This is a genomic window from Caulobacter sp. 17J65-9 (assembly GCF_010975005.1).
Lineage (GTDB): Bacteria > Pseudomonadota > Alphaproteobacteria > Caulobacterales > Caulobacteraceae > 17J80-11.
In genome coordinates this window covers 13373-32763 of record NZ_JAAIVC010000008.1, presented here as the reverse complement: position 1 = coordinate 32763, position 19391 = coordinate 13373, and the positions used below count along the sequence as shown (strand labels likewise).

12 protein-coding genes are annotated in these 19391 nt (G+C 70.6%); 3 read left to right on the top strand and 9 right to left on the bottom strand.

Annotation, left to right across the window (positions count from 1 at the left end; all coding sequences use genetic code 11):
* Positions 1-50 precede the first annotated feature (50 nt).
* From G3573_RS02885 to G3573_RS02870, 4 genes are all read right to left on the bottom strand, one after another.
* Positions 51-2924, bottom strand: coding sequence for a TonB-dependent receptor (locus G3573_RS02885; protein ID WP_240454476.1), 2874 nt, complete (start codon positions 2922-2924; stop codon positions 51-53).
* A gap of 207 nt (positions 2925-3131) precedes the next feature.
* Positions 3132-4295, bottom strand: coding sequence for a cystathionine gamma-synthase (locus tag G3573_RS02880; protein ID WP_163259368.1), 1164 nt, complete (start codon positions 4293-4295; stop codon positions 3132-3134).
* A gap of 658 nt (positions 4296-4953) precedes the next feature.
* The gene (locus G3573_RS02875; RefSeq protein WP_163259344.1) at positions 4954-6360 is read right to left on the bottom strand and encodes a cystathionine beta-synthase; all 1407 of its coding nucleotides are present in this window, start codon (positions 6358-6360) and stop codon (positions 4954-4956) included.
* A gap of 52 nt (positions 6361-6412) precedes the next feature.
* A complete protein-coding gene (locus G3573_RS02870; RefSeq protein WP_163259343.1) occupies positions 6413-6877 on the bottom strand; it encodes an OsmC family protein in 465 nt (154 codons plus the stop codon).
* 118 nt (positions 6878-6995) lie between these two features.
* Here G3573_RS02870 and G3573_RS02865 point away from each other — a divergent pair, with 118 nt between their 5' ends.
* The 3 genes from G3573_RS02865 (at position 6996) to pyk (ending at position 11183) form a co-directional block, all read left to right on the top strand.
* Entirely contained in the window at positions 6996-7679 is a 684-nt protein-coding gene (locus G3573_RS02865; RefSeq protein ID WP_163259342.1) for an SDR family oxidoreductase, read from the top strand.
* Between the two features lie 80 nt (positions 7680-7759).
* Positions 7760-9694 carry a M1 family metallopeptidase gene (locus G3573_RS02860; RefSeq protein WP_163259341.1) on the top strand — a complete coding sequence of 645 codons (1935 nt, stop codon included), beginning with the start codon at positions 7760-7762 and terminating at the stop codon, positions 9692-9694.
* Positions 9695-9758: 64 nt separating this feature from the next.
* The gene (gene pyk, locus G3573_RS02855; protein ID WP_163259340.1) at positions 9759-11183 is read left to right on the top strand and encodes a pyruvate kinase; all 1425 of its coding nucleotides are present in this window, start codon (positions 9759-9761) and stop codon (positions 11181-11183) included.
* Between the two features lie 180 nt (positions 11184-11363).
* Here pyk and G3573_RS02850 read toward each other — a convergent pair whose 3' ends face one another.
* The 5 genes from G3573_RS02850 to G3573_RS02830 form a co-directional block, all read right to left on the bottom strand.
* Complete coding sequence (locus G3573_RS02850; RefSeq protein WP_163259339.1) at positions 11364-11705, bottom strand: DUF962 domain-containing protein; 342 nt, start codon at positions 11703-11705, stop codon at positions 11364-11366.
* A 64-nt stretch (positions 11706-11769) separates the two neighbouring features.
* Positions 11770-16266, bottom strand: coding sequence for a glutamate synthase large subunit (gene gltB / locus G3573_RS02845; protein ID WP_346427332.1), 4497 nt, complete (start codon positions 16264-16266; stop codon positions 11770-11772).
* The gene (locus tag G3573_RS02840) at positions 16263-17681 is read right to left on the bottom strand and encodes an NAD(P)-dependent oxidoreductase (RefSeq protein WP_163259337.1); all 1419 of its coding nucleotides are present in this window, start codon (positions 17679-17681) and stop codon (positions 16263-16265) included. Before G3573_RS02840 ends, gltB begins: the two co-directional genes overlap by 4 nt.
* 207 nt (positions 17682-17888) lie before the next feature.
* Positions 17889-18884: a glucokinase gene (gene glk, locus G3573_RS02835; protein ID WP_163259336.1), complete on the bottom strand. Its 996-nt coding sequence runs from the start codon at positions 18882-18884 to the stop codon at positions 17889-17891.
* Positions 18881-19315, bottom strand: coding sequence for a host attachment protein (locus G3573_RS02830; RefSeq protein ID WP_163259335.1), 435 nt, complete (start codon positions 19313-19315; stop codon positions 18881-18883). Before G3573_RS02830 ends, glk begins: the two co-directional genes overlap by 4 nt.
* Between the last annotated feature and the right edge of the window lie 76 nt (positions 19316-19391).

The following is a 19391-nucleotide window of genomic DNA, read 5'->3' as shown; positions in this document are numbered from 1 at the left end:
GCGGGTGGTCCCCCTCCCCCGTAGCTTCGCTACAGGGGAGGAGAATGACTTCACCGGGTGAAGTTGGCCCGCAGGTAGAAGAACCGGCCCGGCGCGTCGTAGGCGTTCGGGTCGTAATTGTTCAGGCCGCAGCTGACGCAGCCCGGCGGGTCCTTGTCGAACAGGTTGTTGACGCCGAAGGCCAGGCCGAACTGGTCGTCGAACATCTCCGGCCGCCAGCGGAACTGGGCGTCGAAGTAGGTCCGCGCGTCCAGGGTGTTGGCCGCCTGGCTTTCCTCCACCGCCGACAGGTAGCGAAGGCCCACGGTCGCGCCCCAGTCGGCCCGGTCCCAGTCCACCGTCAGGGTCGATTTGGTCTCCGGATAGGCCTGGTCGGGGCTGCCCCGCTCCGTGCCCTCGCGCTTGATGGCCGCCAGGCCGGCGCCGGTCGGCACCAGCTCGGTGTACTCGAGCAGGAAGGTGGTGTTGGAGCGCACGCTGAAGCGGCCCATGTCCGTCTCAGGCCCGCGCCAGATCAGGTTCAGGTCGACCGTGCGGGTCTCGATGCCGCCGATGTTGATCAGCGGGTTGGAGACGCCGGCGACCGCGCCCGACACGGTGCGGGTGATGGTGGCGCAGGCCAGCGGGTCGTTGGTCTCGGCGCACAGGTTCAGCAGGCCCGCGGCGCTCTGGGCCTGGATGGCGTCGTCCAGCTGGATGTCGGAGTAGGCCACCTCGACCGAGCCGCCGCTGGCCCAGCCGGACGACTTCAGGAACTCCGGCTCCCAGACGAAGCTGGCGTTCCAGCCCTCGCTGGTTTCCGGCACCAGGCCCGGATTGCCGCTGGTGAACACCGGCAGCTGCGGGTTCAGCTGCACGTAGCTGCCGTCGCCGGGCACGCCGTTGGCGATACAGTTGGCCTGGACCGCGGCGCTGGCCGGAGTCCCGCCGCCCAGCCCCAGCATGTCGGAGCACGGGTCGACCACTTCCTGGTCGAAGCGCGAGGCCGTGCCGTACAGCTCGCCGATGGACGGGGCGCGGAAGCCCTGGCCCTTCGACAGGCGCACCAGCACGTTGTCGGTCGGCCGCCACAGGGCGCCCAGCTTGTAGGTCGAGTCAGACCCCGAGGTGGAATAGTCGAACCAGCGCCCGGCCACCGACAGCTCCAGCGAGCGGAACATCGGCTGGTCGGCGATGACCGGGATCTGCAGTTCGCCGTAGACCTCGTTGACGCTGATCTCGCCGCTGGCCGGCTGGGCCGGGATGTCCGAGGACAGGCCCGCCGCGACGATGGCGTCGGGCTGGAAGTAGCCCTCGGTCTTGCGGTGCTCGGCCCCGACCGCGAAGGCCACGGCGCCGGCCGGCAGGTCGAACAGGTCGCCGGTCAGGTTGAAGCTGAAGTCCTGCAGCTTCTGCTCGGACGAGTCCTGCTGGGTGAAGCCGATGAAGTCCAGCATGTCCTGGGTGATGCTGCCCTCGCCGCCGAAGATATTCAGCGGCACGCAAGAGCCCGTGCAGCCCGACGGATCGCCCAGGGCCTGCTGCACGCGCTGGGCGTTGACGTTGCCGGTGAAGGTCTGCTCGGCGTGGTTGGTCGACACCACCGCGTTGGCGTCCCAGTACCAGGGCCGGCCGGCGACGTCGAAGTCGCCGCTCAGGCTGGCGGTGACGTTCCAGGTGTTGACGTCCTGGGCGTAGTGGCGCGGCCCGCCCTCGACCAGGCGGCGGCCGACGAAGGCGTAGGTGCCGGGCCCGAGGTCGAAGCCGAACGGGTTGTACGGGTTGTCGGCGTCGATGGTGACGGTGTCGAGCAGGTTGCCGTTGCCGGCGTCAGGTCCCACGAACAGCGGCAGCGGCGCGGCCTGGTTGGCCGACTTGCGGTTCACGTAGCTGGCCCGCACGCGCAGCTGGACCCGGTCGGTCAGGTCCTGGGTCACCTGGCCGAACAGGCTGACCCGCTCGGACGGCGTGACGATGTAGTTGTAGGGCTGGAAGTTGAAGCGATCGAGGGTGGCGAAGTCCTTGAAGTCGCTGCCCGGCCCGGTCGGATTCAGGGGATCGTAGAACGGCACGTTGCCAACGCCCATCGGCCCGCTGAGGGTCATGTCGAGGTCGTTGTTGGTGTTCGGGTCGTGGACGATGAAGCGGCCCAGCGGCGTGCCGGAGCTGCAGCCGCCGCCCAGGCACGACGTCGCGTACGGGCTCGGGAACCGCGAGATGTCGCGGTCGGCGGCCATCACCGGATCCTGCTTGAAGTAGCCGCCGCCCACCACGATGCGGGTGTTGTCCTGGGTGGCGCCCCACGACACGTCGTAGTTCTGGCTGAAGCCGTCGCCCTCGCCGTAGCCGCTGACCTGGGCCGAGGCCTGCAGGCCCTCCTGGCGGTTCTTGGTGATGATGTTGACCACGCCGGCGATGGCGTCCGACCCGTAGATCGGCGAGGCGCCTTCCTGCAGCACCTCCATGCGCTGGATCATCGAGCTGGGAATGGTGTTCAGGTCGACCGCGCCCGGCACGCCCGAGGCCGAGGCCCCCGCCACCCAGCGCAGGCCGTCGACCAGCACCAGCACCCGGCGCGAGCCCAGGTAGCGCAGGTCGATCTCGGCCGCGCCGGCGCCCACGCCGCCGCCGTCCGGCGGATTGCCGAAGTTGCCGGAGTTGTTGAACTTGGCGTTCAGGCCGCCGCCAGCCGACGGGATGCGCTGCAGCACGTCGGCGGTCGAGGTCAGGCCGGTCTTCTCGATGGTCTCGCGGTCGAGCTCGACGATCGCCTGGTCGCGCTCCAGCGGGCTGCGCCGGATGCGCGAGCCGGTGACGACGATCTCGTCGACGGCGGCCGCTTCCGGATCGCCGGAGGCTGGAGTGGTCTGGGCCTGGGCCGTCCCGACCCCGGTCAGCAAAGCCAAAGCCGCGGTCGCGGCCAACAGTTCCGTACGACGCTTCAACACATCCGCCCCCATTTCTGATTAGGGGCGCACGCTCTTGCGGAACACCAACGCAATTCCACGAAGAGAATGCGCCAACTGCTCAGCTAGAGGAGAAGCGGGTCACGAAACTGTCAAGCTAACAACTAGGTGAAGCGACGTTGACCATGCGGCGCCGTGTAACGGAGCCACAGTGCACGCAACGTCAGCTTTCCCGACGGAAGACGGTCAGGCGCCGAACGCCTGCTCCAGGTCGGCGATCAGGTCGTCGCCGTCCTCCACCCCGACCGAGAAACGGATCAGGTTGTCGCTCACGCCGCCGGCCTCGCGAACCGCCTTGGGCACCGAGGCGTGGGTCATGATCGCCGGGTGGTTCACCAGGCTCTCCACCCCGCCCAGGCTCTCAGCCAGGGTGAAGATGCGGAAGCGCTCCAGCACGCGCTTGGTGCGCTCCAGGTCGCCGTCGACCACGCAGGAGATCATGCCGCCGAAACCGCGCATCTGGCGCTTGGCCAGTTCGTGCTGCGGGTGGCTCTCCAGGCCCGGGTAGTAGACCTTGGCCACGCCCTTGTGCGCCTCCAGCCAGCGGGCGACCCGCATGGCGTTCTCGCAGTGGCGCTGCATGCGGAGCGCCAGGGTCTTCACGCCGCGGTTGGCCAGGAAGGCGTCGAACGGGCCCATCACGCCGCCGATGGAGTTCTGGAGGAACTTCACCTCCTTCGCGAGCTCCTCGGTGCGGGCCACGACCACGCCCCCGACCATGTCGGAGTGGCCGTTCAGGTACTTGGTGACCGAGTGCATCACCAGGTCGAAGCCCAGCTCCAGCGGGCGCTGGGCCCACGGCGTGGCGAAGGTGTTGTCGGCCACGGTCAGCAGGCCGTGCTTCTTGGCGATGGCGGCCAGCGCCTCCAGATCGGCCAGCTTCATCAGCGGGTTGGTCGGCGTCTCGACCCACAGCAGCTTGGTCTGGGGCGTGATCGCCGCCTCGACCTTGGCCGGATCGGAGAAGTCGACATAGTCGAACGACAGGCCCGCCGAACGCCGACGCACGCGCTCGAACAGCCGGTAGGTGCCGCCGTACAGATCGTCGCCGGCCAGCACGTGCGCGCCGGCGTCCAGCAGCTCAAGGATGGTCGAGGTCGCCGCCATGCCCGAGCCGAAGCCGAAGCCCTGCACGCCGTTCTCGAGGTCGGCCACGACGCGCTCGAACGCCTCGCGGGTCGGGTTCTTGCCGCGCGCGTACTCGTAGCCCTTGTTCACGCCCGGGCTCTCCTGGGCGTAGGTCGAGGTGGCGTAGATCGGCGTCATCACCGCGCCGGTGGTCGGGTCCGGATGCTGGCCCGCGTGGATGGTGCGGGTGGCGAAGCCGAGGCGGTTGGGCAGGTCGGCCATGACAGGCGCTCCGTGCATCACTCCTCCCATGCCGGGAGAAGGCAAAATCGTTAGCTTCGACGCCGAAACGTCGGCGTCCTTCGAGACGAGCGGATGTAGGCGCCCGCTAAGCTGAAACCAGGGCTTCGACGCTCAGACGTGCTCGCTTTCGTCGTGGCCGCAAGCGAAGCACCTCCACGGGAAGTCCTGCGTCGGCGCAAAGCCCGGGCAGGAGCAGTTCATGCAATACCGCCCGGCTTCCGCCGCGGTCGGGGCTTCGCGCTCGTCTGTCTTATCCTCAACCGGCATTCGCCCCTCCGCCTCGCCGAGCCTACGCCGCCGCTACACACGCCGCATAACTGCTGCATCGAGCGGAATTCGCGAAATCAGTTCATATTCGGCGGGTAAATCGCCATCAGACAATAAAACGCGCCAGCGGCTCCCGATGTAAACGCCGCGGAATGCCCGAAAAACGCAAGCGACCCCACCAGTGAGGAAGCGCCCCTATACTTTCCACGTTGCATCAACGCGATTGAAACGGCGCAAAAGCTAACCGCGGCCAAATACACCAACCCAGGATGCGGCGCATTGAATCTGAGCGCCAAGATCACGGCGACGACACTCGCCGTCGCGCCGATCAAAAACGACCCCAGATACCACACCGCTTCCAGCCCGTATCTCAGGCCGCCGCCTGCGGGTGCAGGCGCAGGTGGTTGATCAGGTCCACGCGGGTGATCAGGCCGACGAACTCCTCGCCGTCCAGCACCAGGGCCACCTCGTCGCGCTCAAACACCGGCACCAGGGCGTCCATCGGCTCGGAGGCCTGCAGGGTGTTGAGCTTGGTGGTCATGGCCGAGCGGACCGGCTGCTTGAAGCGGCCGTTGCGGGCCACCTCCTCGTTCTCCACGCCGCGCAGGATGTCGCTCTCGTCGAGGATGCCGACCAGGCGGTTGTCCTGCATCACCGGCAGCTGCGAGACGTCCGACTGGCGCATGCGGTTGTAAGCGGTCAGCAGGGTGTCGTCGGGGCTGATGGTGACCGCGCCGCCCTCGGTGTACTTGCGGAAGATCAGGTCGCGCAGGTCGCCGTGCAGCTCGCGGTCGGTCAGGCCCTGCTCGGCCAGCCAGCTGTCGTTGTAGACCTTGGACAGGTACTTGGTGCCGGTGTCGCAGACGAAGGTCACGACCCGCTTAGGGCTCGTCTGCTCGCGGCAGTAGCGCAGCGCCGCCGAGATCAGCGTGCCGGACGACGAGCCGGCCAGCACGCCCTCCTTCAGCAGCAGCTGGCGGGCGGTCTCCATGCTCTCGCGGTCGCCGATCGAGTAGGCCTTCTTGACCAGGCGCATCTCGGCGTTGGTCGGGATGAAGTCCTCGCCGATGCCCTCCACCGTCCAGGAGCCGGCTTCGATCAGCTCGCCGGTCTCGTGGTAGTGGCACAGGATCGAACCGACCGGGTCGGCCAGCACCATCTCGGTCTTGGGCGACACCTTCTCGAAGAAGCGGCCCAGGCCCGTCAGCGTGCCGCCGGAGCCGACGCCGACCACCACCGCGTCCACGTCGTGGTCCATCTGCTCCCAGATCTCGGGGCCGGTGGTGGCGGTGTGGGCGGCCGGATTGGCCGGGTTGGCGAACTGGTTGACGTAGAAGCCGCCCGGGATCTGCTGGGCCAGGCGCTCAGCCATGTCCTGGTAGTACTCGGGGTGGCCCTTGCCGACGTCGGAGCGGGTCACGCGCACGTCGGCGCCCAGCGCGCGCAGGTGCTGGACCTTCTCGCGGGCCATCTTGTCGGGGACGACCAGGATGGTCTTGTAGCCCTTCAGCACGCCCACCTGGGCGAGCGCCAGGCCGGTGTTGCCGGCGGTGGCCTCGATGATGGTGCCGCCGGGCTTGAGGTAGCCCTCGCGCTCGGCCGCGGCGATCATCGACAACGCGATGCGGTCCTTGATGGAGCCGCCGGGGTTCTGGCTCTCCAGCTTCACGAACAGCCGGCAGGGGCCGGTGTCGATGTTCTTCACCTCGACCATCGGCGTGTGGCCGATCATGTCGAGCAGGGTCCCGAAGGGCTTGGGCGTGGCGGCTTGGGTCATACGACTGACTTCCCCCAACGGAAGGCTGACCGCAAGCCCCCGGCGAACGGGGTCATTCCTTGCAGATCGCGTCCATGTCGCGGAAATGTTCGTCCCGGTGGGGCTCGCCCGCTACCGCCAGCGGCCGCGTCTCGATCCGTGAGCCGTTCGCCAGCGTGTTGTGGACCGGGCATTTCTCGACGATCTCGAACAGGCGCATGGTCTGCTCCGGCGTCAGGTCGCCGTCGAACGCCACCTCGCGGATGAACCGGTCGCGCGGCGGGCCCTCGCCGGTTTCGTGGCGGACCTCGACGCGCACCCGCTCCAGCGCGATGCCCTTGTAGTCGGCGTACATCCGCGCGGTCATGGCCGTGCAGGCGCCCAGCGCCGCGGCCAGCAGCTCGTAGGGATCCGGCCCCGATCCCAGACCGCCGACCTCGACCGGCTCGTCGGCCACGACGGTGTGGCCGCGCACGTCGATTTCGACCTGAAACTTGCCGGCGCGGGTTTCCGCGACTTCGACGGCCCTGGTTCGCATCGAGCTCTCCTAACGGCGCGCCAACCCCGGCGCGATCAGCCCCGTTCCGGCCGGGTGCGGTTGACCTCCGGGCGCGGGTGACCCAAGCAGGGCCGCGTCCAAGGTGGAGAGGCGAAGCATGAGCGGCAAGAGCGTGGTGGTCACCGGCGGTTTCGGCGCCTTGGGGCGCGCGACGGTCCGCGCCTTCCTCGAGGCGGGCTGGCGGGTGGCCGCGGTCGATCTGGGCGAAGCGCCGGAAGGCACGCCGGACGGCGTGCTGGCGATCGGCGGCGTCGACCTGGCCGACCTCGATTCCGCCCGGGCCGCGATGGACAAGGCGGCCGGCGCCCACGGCGGCCTGCACGCCCTGGTCAACGTCGCCGGCGGCTTCCGCTGGCAGACCCTGGAGGACGGCGACCTGTCCGGCTGGTCGGCCCTGCACCGCATGAACGTCACCACCGCCGCGACCGCGTCGAAGGCCGCCCTGCCCGCCCTGAAGGCGTCGGGCGCGGGCGCGATCGTCAACGTCGCCGCCGCCGCCGCCCGCCGCGCCGCCGCCGGCATGGGCGCCTACGCCGCCTCCAAGGCTGGCGTGCTGCGCCTGACCGAGAGCCTGGCCGAAGAGCTGAAGGACCAGGGCGTGCGCGTGAACGCGGTGCTGCCGACCATCATCGACACCCCCGCCAACCGCGCCGACATGCCCGGCGCCGATTTCGGCCGCTGGGTGCAGCCGGCCGACCTGGCCGCGACCCTGCTGTTCCTGGCCTCCGACGCCTCGCGCGCGATCACCGGCGCCGAACTTCTGGTCGCCGGCCGCGTCTAGCGCATTTTCCGCCGAAGTGGCCGGATCGGGCTCTAAGGCCTACAAACGCCCAAACACGTTCTCCGGGGAGGAGACCTGAGATGACCCGTTCCACCCGCCTGACCGCGCTGGCCGCCGTCTCGGCCTTCGCCCTGCTGGGCGCCTGCGCCACCGCGCCGACCGCGGCTGCCCCCGCCCCGTCCACCGCCACGCCCGCAACCGCACCGGCCGCCGTCATGGCTCACGACATCCACTCCTTCGCCCGCCCGGACGAGGCGCGCGTCACCCACGTCGGTCTGGACCTGACCACCGACTTCGCCGCCAAGCGGCTCTCGGGCACGGCGACGCTGGACGTCGACGCGAAGCCGGACGCCCGGATGATCGTGCTCGACACCAAGGACCTGGAGATCCAGTCGGTGACCGACGCGTCGGGCAAGCCGCTGCAGTGGCGTCTGGGGACCGCGCCGCAGGGCACGCCGGAAGTCATGGGCGTGCCGCTGGAAGTCACCCTGCCGGCCGGGACCAAGCGCATCGTCGTGCGCTACGCCACCTCGCCGAACGCGGCGGCTCTGCAATGGCTGACCCCGGCCCAGACCGCCGGCAAGAAGTACCCGTACCTGTTCAGCCAGGGCGAAGCGATCCTGACCCGCACCTGGATCCCGACCCAGGACAGCCCGGGCATCCGCCAGACCTACGACGCGCGCATCGTCGTGCCGTCGGAGTTGAAGGCGGTGATGAGCGCCGAGATGCTCACCCCCGACGGCGAGCCGGCCGAGGGCGGCCACGCCTTCCGCTTCCACATGGACAAGCCGATCGCGCCGTACCTGATCGCCATCGCGGTCGGCGACATCGCCTTCAAGCCGCTGGGTGCGCGCACCGGCGTCTACACCGAGCCGTCCATGCTGGATAAGTCGGCCTGGGAACTGGCCGACGTCGAGAAGATGGTCGAGGCGGCCGAGAGCCTCTACGGCCCCTACCGCTGGGGCCGCTACGACCTGCTGGTCCTGCCGCCGTCCTTCCCGTTCGGGGGGATGGAGAACCCGCGCCTGACCTTCGCCACGCCGACCATCCTGGCGGGCGACCGCTCGCTGGTGTCGCTGGTGGCGCACGAGCTGGCGCACAGCTGGTCGGGCAACCTGGTGACCAACGCCACCTGGGCCGACTTCTGGCTCAACGAGGGCTTCACCACCTATTTTGAAAACCGGATCATGGAGAAGCTCTACGGTCCGGAGCGCGCCGCCATGCTGGCCAACCTCGGCTGGCAGGACCTGCAGAACGCCGTGGCCGAGGCCGGCGGCCCGAACGCGCCGGACACCCGCCTGCACCTCGACCTGACCGGACGTGATCCGGACGAGGGCATGACCGACATCGCCTACGAGAAGGGCGCGACCTTCCTGCGCACCATCGAGGAGGCGGTCGGCCGCGAGCGGTTCGACGCCTGGCTTCGGTCCTACTTCGACCGCCACGCCTTCCAGCCGATGACCGCCGAAGTGTTCCTGGCCGACCTGCGCGCCAACCTGATCAAGGGCGACGCCGCCCTGGAGCAGAAGCTGCAGCTGGACCGCTGGGTCTATGAGCCGGGCATCCCCGAGAACGCCGTGGTGCGCCAGTCGGACGCCTTCGCCCGCGTCGACGCCCAGGTCCAGGCCTTCGCGGCCGGCGGCCCCGCCTCGAAGGTGAACACCGCCGGGTGGACCACCCAGGAGTGGCAGCACTTCCTGGGCTCCCTGCCCGCCAAGATGACCCCGGCGCAGCTGGCCGACCTGGACAAGACCTTCAACCTGTCCAACCAGGGCAACAGCGAAATCCTGTTCGCCTGGCTGAAGATCGTCGTGAACAACCGCTACCAGCCCGGCGTGCCGGCGCTGGAGAAGTTCCTGACCAGCCAGGGCCGGCGCAAGTTCGTCCTGCCGCTGTTCACCGCCCTGATGAAGCAGGGCGACTGGGGCCAGAACCTGGCGCGAAAGATCTACGCCGAGGCCCGCCCCGGTTACCATCCGGTCACCAGCCAGTCTGTAGATGCGGTGGTGAAGTAAAGCCCACGCTGGATCGACCGGCCGCGGGCTGGGTTTTCCTCCGGTTCAAAGGAGTCCGCGTCCAGTGACTGTCCGCGCCCGCCGCGCCCGCATCGTGGCCACCCTCGGCCCCGCCAGCCGCGCCCCTGAAATGGTCGTGCGTCTGGCCCAGGCCGGGGCCGACGTGTTCCGCCTCAACTTCAGCCACGGGACCCACGAGGACCACGCGGCCAACTACGAGGCGGTGCGCGCGGCCGAGGCCCAGGTCGGACGGCCGCTGGGCATTCTCGCCGACCTGCAGGGGCCGAAGCTGCGGCTTGGTCGGTTCGCCGACGGGTCGGTGGCGCTGGAGCGCGGCCAGAGCCTGCGGCTCGACCTGGACCCGACGCCCGGCGACAAGACCCGGGTCTCGATCCCGCACCCGGAGATCTTCGCCGCCCTGAAGCCGGGCCTCTCCCTGCTTCTCGACGACGGCCGGGTGCGCCTGGACGTGGTCAGCTGCGGCAAGGACTTCGCCGAGACCCGCGTGATCGCCGGCGACAAGCTGTCCGACCGCAAGGGCGTGGCGGTGCCGGGCGCGGTCATCCCGCTGTCGGCCCTGACCGACAAGGATCGCGTCGACCTGGCCTTCGCGCTGCGCCTCGGCGTCGACTGGATCGCCCTGTCCTTCGTGCAACGCGCCGACGACATGGCCGAGCTTCGCCGGCTGGTCGAAGGACGCGCCGCGGTGCTGGCCAAGATCGAGAAGCCGGCCGCCCTGGAGCGCCTGGACGAGATCCTCGACCTCTGCGACGGCGTCATGGTCGCCCGCGGCGACCTGGGCGTCGAGGTCGAGCCGGAAGAGGTGCCGATCGCCCAGAAGGTGATCCTGCGCGCCGCCCGCCAGCGCGGCGTGCCGGCCATCGTCGCCACCCAGATGCTGGAGTCGATGACCACCTCGCCGACCCCGACCCGGGCCGAGGCGTCCGACGTCGCCAACGCGGTCTACGAGGGCGCAGACGCGGTCATGCTGTCGGCCGAGACGGCGTCGGGCATGTATCCGCTGGAGTCCGTGTCGATGATGGACCGGATCATCTCGCGGGTCGAAGCCGACCCGTCGTGGCCCGGCCTGATGGACGCCGAGCACGCCGGCATGCAGGAGGCCGAGGTCGACGCCCTGGTCGCCGCCGCCCGCAAGGCCGCCGAATCCGGCCGCACCGCCTGCCTGGTGGTGTTCACCACCCTGGGCGGCACGGCGCGGCGGCTGTCGCGCGAGCGTCCGCTGCAACCGGCCCTGGCCCTGACCCCACGGCCGGAGATCGCCCGCCGCCTGGCCCTGGTCTGGGGCCTGGAGCCGCGCGTCGGCCCGCAGCCGACCGGCCTGAAGGACCTGACCGAGCAGGCGATCCAGACCTCGATGGACCTGGGCATCGCTCCGCCGGGCCGGCGCATCCTGATCCTGGCCGGCACGCCCTTCGGGGCGCCGGGCGCGGCCAACCTGCTCAGGCTGGCGCACACGCCGTCGCGCTGACTCTCCTTCTCCCCTTGCGGGAGAAGGTGGCCGGCGGAGCCGGCCGGATGAGGGGTGTGAGCGCCGCGGCTTCCGGATGGGGGGCGTGTCAGTGCGGCAAGCTCTGAGAGCTCGCGCCGACACCCCTCATCCGTCGCGCTCCGCGCGCCACCTTCTCCCGCAAGGGGAGAAGGGAAGACCCTAGTTGCTGACGCCGTGCCGGCGCAGTTCGTCGTCCAGCCGGCCGGTCAGGGCCAGGCCGAACATGCGGAAGTCGCTGACGAACGACCAGGCGAAGTACTGCCAGGACGCCGGCTTGTTGCGCTCGATCAGGGCGTGGGAGACCCAGGCCGCGCCGTAGGAGGCGAGCAGGCCAGCCAGCAGCCACCAGGGCTGGCGCATGACGATCGCCATCACCAGGCAGGCCAGTCCCGTGGAGGTGCCCGCGTAATGGACAAGACGGGTCTCCGCCCGGCGGTGCTCCCGCAGGTAGATCGGCCAGAACTCGGCGTAGCGGTCGACCTTGGGCAAGCCGATGTCCATGGAAACTCCTCCGGACGCTGACAAACTCACGCTAACGGGCGCGAGGTTTCCAGAAGGCGCCGATTCAGGCCGTCTTCGCCAGCGCCTCGCCCTGCAGGGCCGCAAGCTCGGTCGGGACCACCTCAACGAAGGCCGCCCGCGCGGCCGCCCAGTCCTCCAGAAGGTCACGGGCCAGGGCCGAACCCGTCTCGCGCGCGTGCGCCTCGACCAGCGCCTTCAGCCGGGCCTCGGCATCGCCCTCGGCGGCGCGCAGGAACACGCTCTGCGGATTGAGCCGCCGCGGCAGGTCGCCGTCCGGATCGTGCACGAACACCGCTCCGCCGGTCATGCCGGCGGCGAAGTTCCAGCCGACCGGGCCTAGCACCACCACCGTGCCGCCGGTCATGTACTCGCAGCCGTGCGCGCCCAGGCCCTCGACCACCGCCGTCGCGCCGGAATTGCGCACGGCGAAGCGCTCGCCCGCCGCGCCGGCCACGAACAGCCGCCCGGAGGTCGCGCCGTAGAGGGTGGTGTTGCCGATCAGCGCCTGGCGCTCGCCCGACGGATCGGTTGGCCGGATCACCAGGGTGGCGCCGGACAGCCCTTTGCCGACATAGTCGTTGGCCTCGCCCACCAGCTCGACGCGCAGGCCCTGTACGGCGAAGGCGCCCAGGCTCTGGCCGGCGGCGCCGCGCAGCTGCAGGGTCAGGTGACCGGCCGGCAGGCCGTTCAGGCCCCACTTACGCACGATCGCCGACGAGGTGCGCGTGCCCACGGCGCGGAGCGTGTTCCGCACGGTGTAGGTCAGCTGCATCTTCTCGCCGCGCTCGATCAGCGGGGCGGCGTCGCGCAGGATCTGGGCGTCGAGCCCGTCCGGCACCTCGTTGCGGCCGGTGCGCTCGCGCCAGGGCTTCAGCGGCTGGGACGCCACCCGCACCAGCAGCGGGTTGAGGTCCAGGTCGTCCAGGTGCGCGCCGCCGCGGCTGACCTGGCGCAGCAGGTCGGTGCGGCCGACGATCTCGTCCAGCGAGCGATAGCCCAGCGAAGCCAGGATCTCGCGCACCTCCTCGGCGATGAAGGTGAACAGGTTCACGACCTTGTCGGCCGTGCCGGTGAACTTCTCGCGCAGGCGCTCGTCCTGACTGCAGACGCCGACCGGGCAGGTGTTGGACTGGCACTGGCGCACCAGGATGCAGCCCATGGCGATCAGCGAGGCGGTGCCGATGCCGAACTCCTCGGCCCCCAGCAGGGCGGCGATCACCACGTCTCGCCCGGTGCGCACGCCGCCGTCGGTCCGCAGGCGCACGCCTTCGCGCAGGTTGTTCAGGGTCAGCACCTGGTGGGCCTCGGCCAGGCCGATCTCCCAGGGACAGCCGGCGTGCTTGATCGAGCTCTGCGGCGAGGCCCCGGTGCCGCCGACGTGGCCGGCGACCAGGATCACGTCGGCCTTGGCCTTGGCCACGCCCGCCGCGATCGGACCGATGCCGGACATGGAGACCAGCTTCACGCAGACCCGGGCCTCCGGGTTGATCTGCTTCAGGTCGTAGATGAGCTGGGCCAGGTCCTCGATCGAGTAGATGTCGTGGTGCGGCGGCGGCGAGATCAGGCTGACGCCCGGCGTCGCGTGGCGCATGCGGGCGATGAACTCGGTGACCTTGAAGCCCGGCAGCTGGCCGCCCTCGCCGGGCTTGGCGCCCTGGGCGATCTTGATCTCGATCTCGCGGCACTGGTTCAGGTACTCGGCCGTCACGCCGAAGCGGCCGGAGGCGACCTGCTTCACCGCCGAGTTCGGGTTGTCGCCGTTGGCGTGCGGGCGATAGCGCTCCGGGTCCTCGCCGCCCTCACCCGACACCGAGCGGGCGCCGATGCGGTTCATGGCGACGTTCAGCACCTCGTGCGCTTCGGGCGACAGGGCGCCCAGCGACATTCCCGGCGTGACGAAGCGCTTGCGGAGCTCGTTGACGCTCTCGACCTCGTCCAGCGGCGCAGGCGCGCGGTCGGGATCGAGGTCCAGCAGGTCGCGCAGCGACACCGCCGGCACCTCGCGGGCGGCGGCGGAGAACTGCTTGAAGCGGCGGTAGTCGCCGCGGTTGCAGGCGTCCTGCAGCAGGTGGATCAGCTTCGCGTCCAGCGCATGGGTCTCGCCCGAAGCGCGGGCCTTGAAGAAGCCGCCGACCGACAGGGCCACGCGCCCCTCGGCCCAGGCGGCCCGATGCAGCTCGAGCGCCCGCGTTTCGAGGCCGGCCAGACCGATGCCCGACACGCGCGACGGCATGCCGGGGAAGAACTCGGCGACCAGGGCCCGCGACAGGCCCACCGCCTCGAACTCGCGCCCGCCGCGGTAGGACGAGACGACCGAGATGCCCTTCTTGGCCAGGATCTTGAGCAGGCCGGCCTCGATCGCGCCCTTGAAGTTCAGGCAGGCGTCGCGCAGCGACAGCGCCCCGTAGGCCCCGCGCTCGCGCCGGTCCAGGAACACCTCCTGGGCCAGGTAGGCGTTCACCGCCGTCGCGCCGACGCCGATCAGAACGGCGAAGTAGTGGGCGTCCACGCACTCGGCCGAGCGGACGATGATCGACACGAAGGAGCGCAGGCCCTCGTCGACCAGCCGGGTCTGCACGCCGCCGACGGCCAGGATCATCGGCGCGGGCACGCGCCCCGGCCCGGTCCCCTCGTCGCTCAGCACGATCTGGGCGCAACCGGCGCGGACGGCCGCGACGGCCTCGTCGCGGATGCGGTCCAGCGCGGCGCGCAGGGCGGCGCCCGCCGGCGCGCCGTCGGCCGGCTCGTCGAAGGTGCAGTCGATCACCGCGACGGAGTCGATCCCCACCACGTCGAGCATGCGTTCGTACATGCCGGTGGTCAGCACCGGGCTGTCGAGCACGAAGACGTCGGCCTGGGTGCGGTCCTGGGCCAGGATGTTGCCGAGGTTCTTGAAGCGGGTCTTCAGGCTCATCACGCCCGCCTCGCGCAGCGAGTCGATCGGCGGGTTGGTGACCTGGCTGAAGTTCTGGCGGAAGTAGTGGCTGAGCGGCCGGTAGCGGTCCGACAGCACGGCCAACGGCGTGTCGTCCCCCATCGAGCCGACCGACTCCTTGCCCTCGCCGACCATGGGGTCGAGCAGGACGTCCAGCGTCTCCAGGCTCATGCCGGCGGCCAACTGCCGGCGCAGCAGGGCCTCGCCGTCCAGGAAGCGGGGCTCCGGGCCGGGGCCGATACGCGGCTCCAGCTCGACCACCGCGCTCAGCCACTCGGCGTAAGGGTGGCGCGAGGCCAGTTCCTCGACAATGCCGGTCTCGTCGTAGAGGCGGCCCTGCTCCAGGTCGACGGCGATCATGCCGCCCGGGCCGATGTTGCGGCGGCGCGCGATGCGCTCCTCCGACACGCCGGTCATGCCGGCTTCGGAGCCCACGATCAGCAGGCCGTCGACGGTCTCGGCCGCGCGCAGCGGGCGCAGGCCGTTGCGGTCCTTGCCTGCCACCACCCAGCGGCCGTCCGAAGCGCAGATCGCGGCGGGACCGTCCCACGGCTCCATCACCGCGTTGCAGTAGGCGTAGAGCGCCCGCCGGGTCTCCGAGGCCTCCTCGTCTACGGCCTCGGGGATCAGCAGGGCCTTGGCCATCGGGGCCGAGCGGCCGGCGCGGACCAGCACCTCGAAGACGTTGTCGAGCGCCGCGGAATCCGAGCCGCCGGGTTGGACCACCGGCTTCACCGAGGCCTCGTGGTCGCCGAAGGCGTCGGCGGCCATGCGGATCTCGTGGCTCCGCATCCAGTTCACGTTGCCCTTCAGCGTGTTGATCTCGCCGTTGTGGGCCAGCATGCGGAACGGCTGGGCCAGCCGCCATTCCGGGAAGGTGTTGGTCGAATAGCGCTGATGGAAGATCGCGAAGGCCGAGGCGAAGCGCGCGTCGGCGAGGTCGGGGTAGAAGGCGTCGATCTGCTCGGCCCGGTACATGCCCTTGTAGATCAGCGAACGGGCCGACAGGGACGGCATGTAGAAGCCCGGCAGGCGGGCCTGCTCGACCCGGGCCTCGATGCGCTTGCGGCACAGGAACAGGGCGCGCTCCAGCGCCTCGCCCTCCAGCCCCGGCGGCGGGGCCAGCATGATCTGCTCGATCTCCGGCCGGGTGGCGGCGGCGCGTTCGCCCAAGGCGCTGACGTCCACGGGCACCTGGCGCCAGCCGTAGAGGTAGAAGCCGAAGCGCAGCACCTCGCTCTCGACCAGGGTGCGGGCGGTCTCCTGGGCGGCCAGGTCGGTGCGCGGCAAGAACACCACGCCCACGCAGATCGGCCCCTCGCGCGGGATGTGGCCGATGCGGCGGACCTGGTCGGCGAAGAAGGCCTGGGGCACGCCCAGCATGATCCCTGCGCCGTCGCCGGTCTTGCCGTCGGCGTCGACGGCGCCCCGGTGCCAGACCGCCTTCAGCGCGCGCAGGGCCAGCTCGACCACCTCGCGGCGGGGCTGAGCGTCGACGGCGCAGACCAGGCCCACGCCGCAGGCGTCGTGCTCGCTCTCGAGATCGTAGGCGCCGGCCTCGACCAGGCGGGCGCGCTCGCGGATGTAGTGCTCGATGGTGCTCACGCCGCCTGCTCCTGAACCCGCGCCTGCAGCCAGCGGTGGATCGCCGCCGCCGCGTCCTGGCCGTCGCGCACCGCCCAGGCCACCAGCGAGGGCCCGCGCACCACGTCGCCAGCCGCGAACACGCCCTCCAGGCCGGTCATGAAGCTCTTCGGATCGACCCTGAGCTCGCCGCCCTTGCGCACCATCAGGTCGGGCGCGCCGAACCGCTCCAGCAGGTCCTCCGGCGAATAGCCCAGCGCCTCGATCACCAGGGTCGCAGGCAGGTCGAACTCGCCGCCCGGGACCTCCTCGACGCCGCGCCTTCCCGCCGCGTCGGGAGCGGACAGGCGCATGCGCACGCAGCGCACGCCGTCGCCCAGCAGGGCTTTGGGCGCGCCCAGCCATTCGAAGCGCACGCCCTCCTCCTCGGCGTGCTCCACCTCGCGGCGCGAGCCCGGCATGTTTTCGCGGTCGCGACGGTAGAGGCAGGTGACCGAGGCCGCCCCCTGGCGCACGGCGGTGCGCACGCAGTCCATGGCGGTGTCGCCACCGCCGACCACCACGACGTGCTCGCTCTTCGCGTCCACGCGTCCGCTGTCGTAGTCGGGCACCGTGTCGCCCAGGCCCACCCGGTTGGAGGCGATCAGATAGTCCAGCGCCGGGACGGTCGTGGTCGGCCCGAAGCCCGGCCCGGCCAGGGCGCGGGCCTGATAGGTCCCGACCGCCACCAGCACGGCGTCGTGGCGCGCGCGCAGCTCAGCCATAGAGAGGTCGGCGCCGACGTCGCAGCCCAGCTCGAACACCACGCCGCCGTCGGCCAGCCGGCGCGTGCGCCGCTCGACCACGTCCTTCTCAAGCTTGAAGCCGGGGATGCCGTAGATCAGCAGGCCGCCAGGCCGGTCGTGGCGGTCGTAGACGGTCACCGCCCAGCCTTCCGAGCGCAGCCGGTCGGCCGCGGCCAGGCCGGCGGGCCCGGCCCCGATTACGCCGATCGAGCCGTCGCGTTCGCGCGAGGGGCGGATCGGCTCGACCCAGCCGTTGGTCCAGGCCAGGTCGCCCAGATAGCGCTCGACCGAGCCGATGGTCACCGCGCCCCAGCCGGACTGCTCCAGCACGCACAGGCCCTCGCACAGCCGGTCCTGCGGGCAGATGCGGCCGCAGATCTCCGGCATGGCACTGGTGGCCGAGGCGAGCTCCCACGCCTCGCGCAACCGCCCCTCGCCGGTCAGGCGCAGCCAGTCGGGGATGTCGTTGTGCAGCGGACAGGCCGACTGACAGAACGGCACGCCGCAGTCCGAACAGCGCGAGGCCTGCTCGCCCGCCGCGCTGCCGGCGAAGTCGGCGACGATCTCGGTGAAGGCGCGCACGCGCTTGCCCGCGGCCGTCTTGGCCGGCGGCCGGCGGATGGTTCGAACGAAGCTGGGCGAGCGGCTCATGGGCGCGTCCGGATTTTTCGGAGGCGGCATTTCGACCAGCCGAAAACCCAGCGGCAAGGGCGATTTTTACCTAAAGATGCGGAACGCGCCGCGCCTGCGGGTGAAAAATTGCAAGATGAAGAAGCAAGGGAGAACGCCTCGCATCCGCGATCACGGCCGGACGCGATCCCACGCCTGCAAACCCCGTTCTTCGAGGCCGGAAATTTTTTAGCGCCCGCGGGCCGGTTCGCTCAGGGCTTCGGCCGCGCCGAGCAGGGTGGCCAGCGGATGGACGATCAGCCAGGTCGGAATCGCGCGCATGTAGTCGACGAATCGGCCCTTGGATTCGAAGCGGGCGCGGAAGTCGCTGCGCTCCAGGACCGGCAGGATGCGCGGCGCGATGCCCCCGCCGATATAGACCCCGCCCTCGGCCCCGACGGCCAGAGCGTAGTCGCCCAGCACGTCGCCGAGGATGGCGCAGAACCGCTCGACGGTGGCCAGGCAAGGGGCGTCGCCCTCCAGCGCCTTGTCGGTGATGGTCGCCGGCGACAGGTCGCCCGGGTCGCGGCCGCCGATGCGAGCCAGGGCGGCGTGCAGGTTGACCAGTCCCTGCCCCGACAGGATGCGTTCCACCGACACGCGCCCGAAGCGCGCCTTCAGGATGCGCAGGACCTCGAGCTCCACCTCGTCCTGCGGCGCGAAGCTGGTGTGGCCGGCCTCGCCGGACAACGGCACGGCCTGGCCGTTGCGGCGCACCAGGGCCGAGGCGCCGAAGCCGGTGCCCGGTCCGGCGACAGCGACCGTACGCCCGGGCGGCGCCTCCGACGGCCCGCCGATCTGGCGCAGGTCCCCGCCTCGCAGGCACAGGGCGGCCATGGCCAGGGCGGCGTAGTCGTTGAGCAGCCGCGCCTCACGGAAGCCGCGGGCCCGCAGGTCCGCCTCCGAGAGCGTCTGGTCGAGGTTGGTGAAGTGGATCACCCCGTCGCGCACCGGCCCCGCCACCGCCAGGGCGACCAGCGGCGGGCGCTGCACCCGAACGGTGGCGAGGTAGGTGTCGATCGCCTGTTCGATCGAAGCGAAGTCACGGCCGGCGTAGGCGCGCGGCCGCATCACTTCGGGCGGCTCCTCGCCGACGCGCACCAGGCCGAAGCGGGCGTTGGTGCCGCCGATGTCGCCGACCAGGCCGAGCCCGGCGGGATCGAGGGAGCCGCTGTCGTCGGTCAAAAGTGCCCCGAGAGCGCCTGCTCCAGCTGCTTCACCGGCGTGTGGACGTGGTCCTTGTCGACCTCGACGACGATCTTGTCCTTCAGCGGCTCGGAGGCGTGCTTGCGGAACATGCCCAGCGCGCGCGGGCCGGCGGCCACGATCAGCCGGTCGAAGGCGCCCTTCTGAGCCCGGTCGGCCAACTGGTCGGCGACCTTCTGGATGAAGGTGCTCTCCAGCATCATTTCCGGCGTGACGGCCGGCTCGACGGCGCTGCGGCCCGGCCCGACGCGGGCGTAGGTGATGGTGCGTTCGCGTTCGATGTCAGGCCGGTGCGGGCCGGACAGGCCCTCGGTCTCCAGCGCCTGGAGGTAACCGGTCTCGCGGTTCCGGGTGAACACGCGGGCTTCCGCGCCGTCGAAGGTCGCGACCCAAGTGGTCTTGCTTCCCATGTACTTACTCCTGACGCCTACGCCGGCAGACAACGCGGGAGGCGGTCGGGGAGTTCGCAGCTCAGGCGAGACGGAA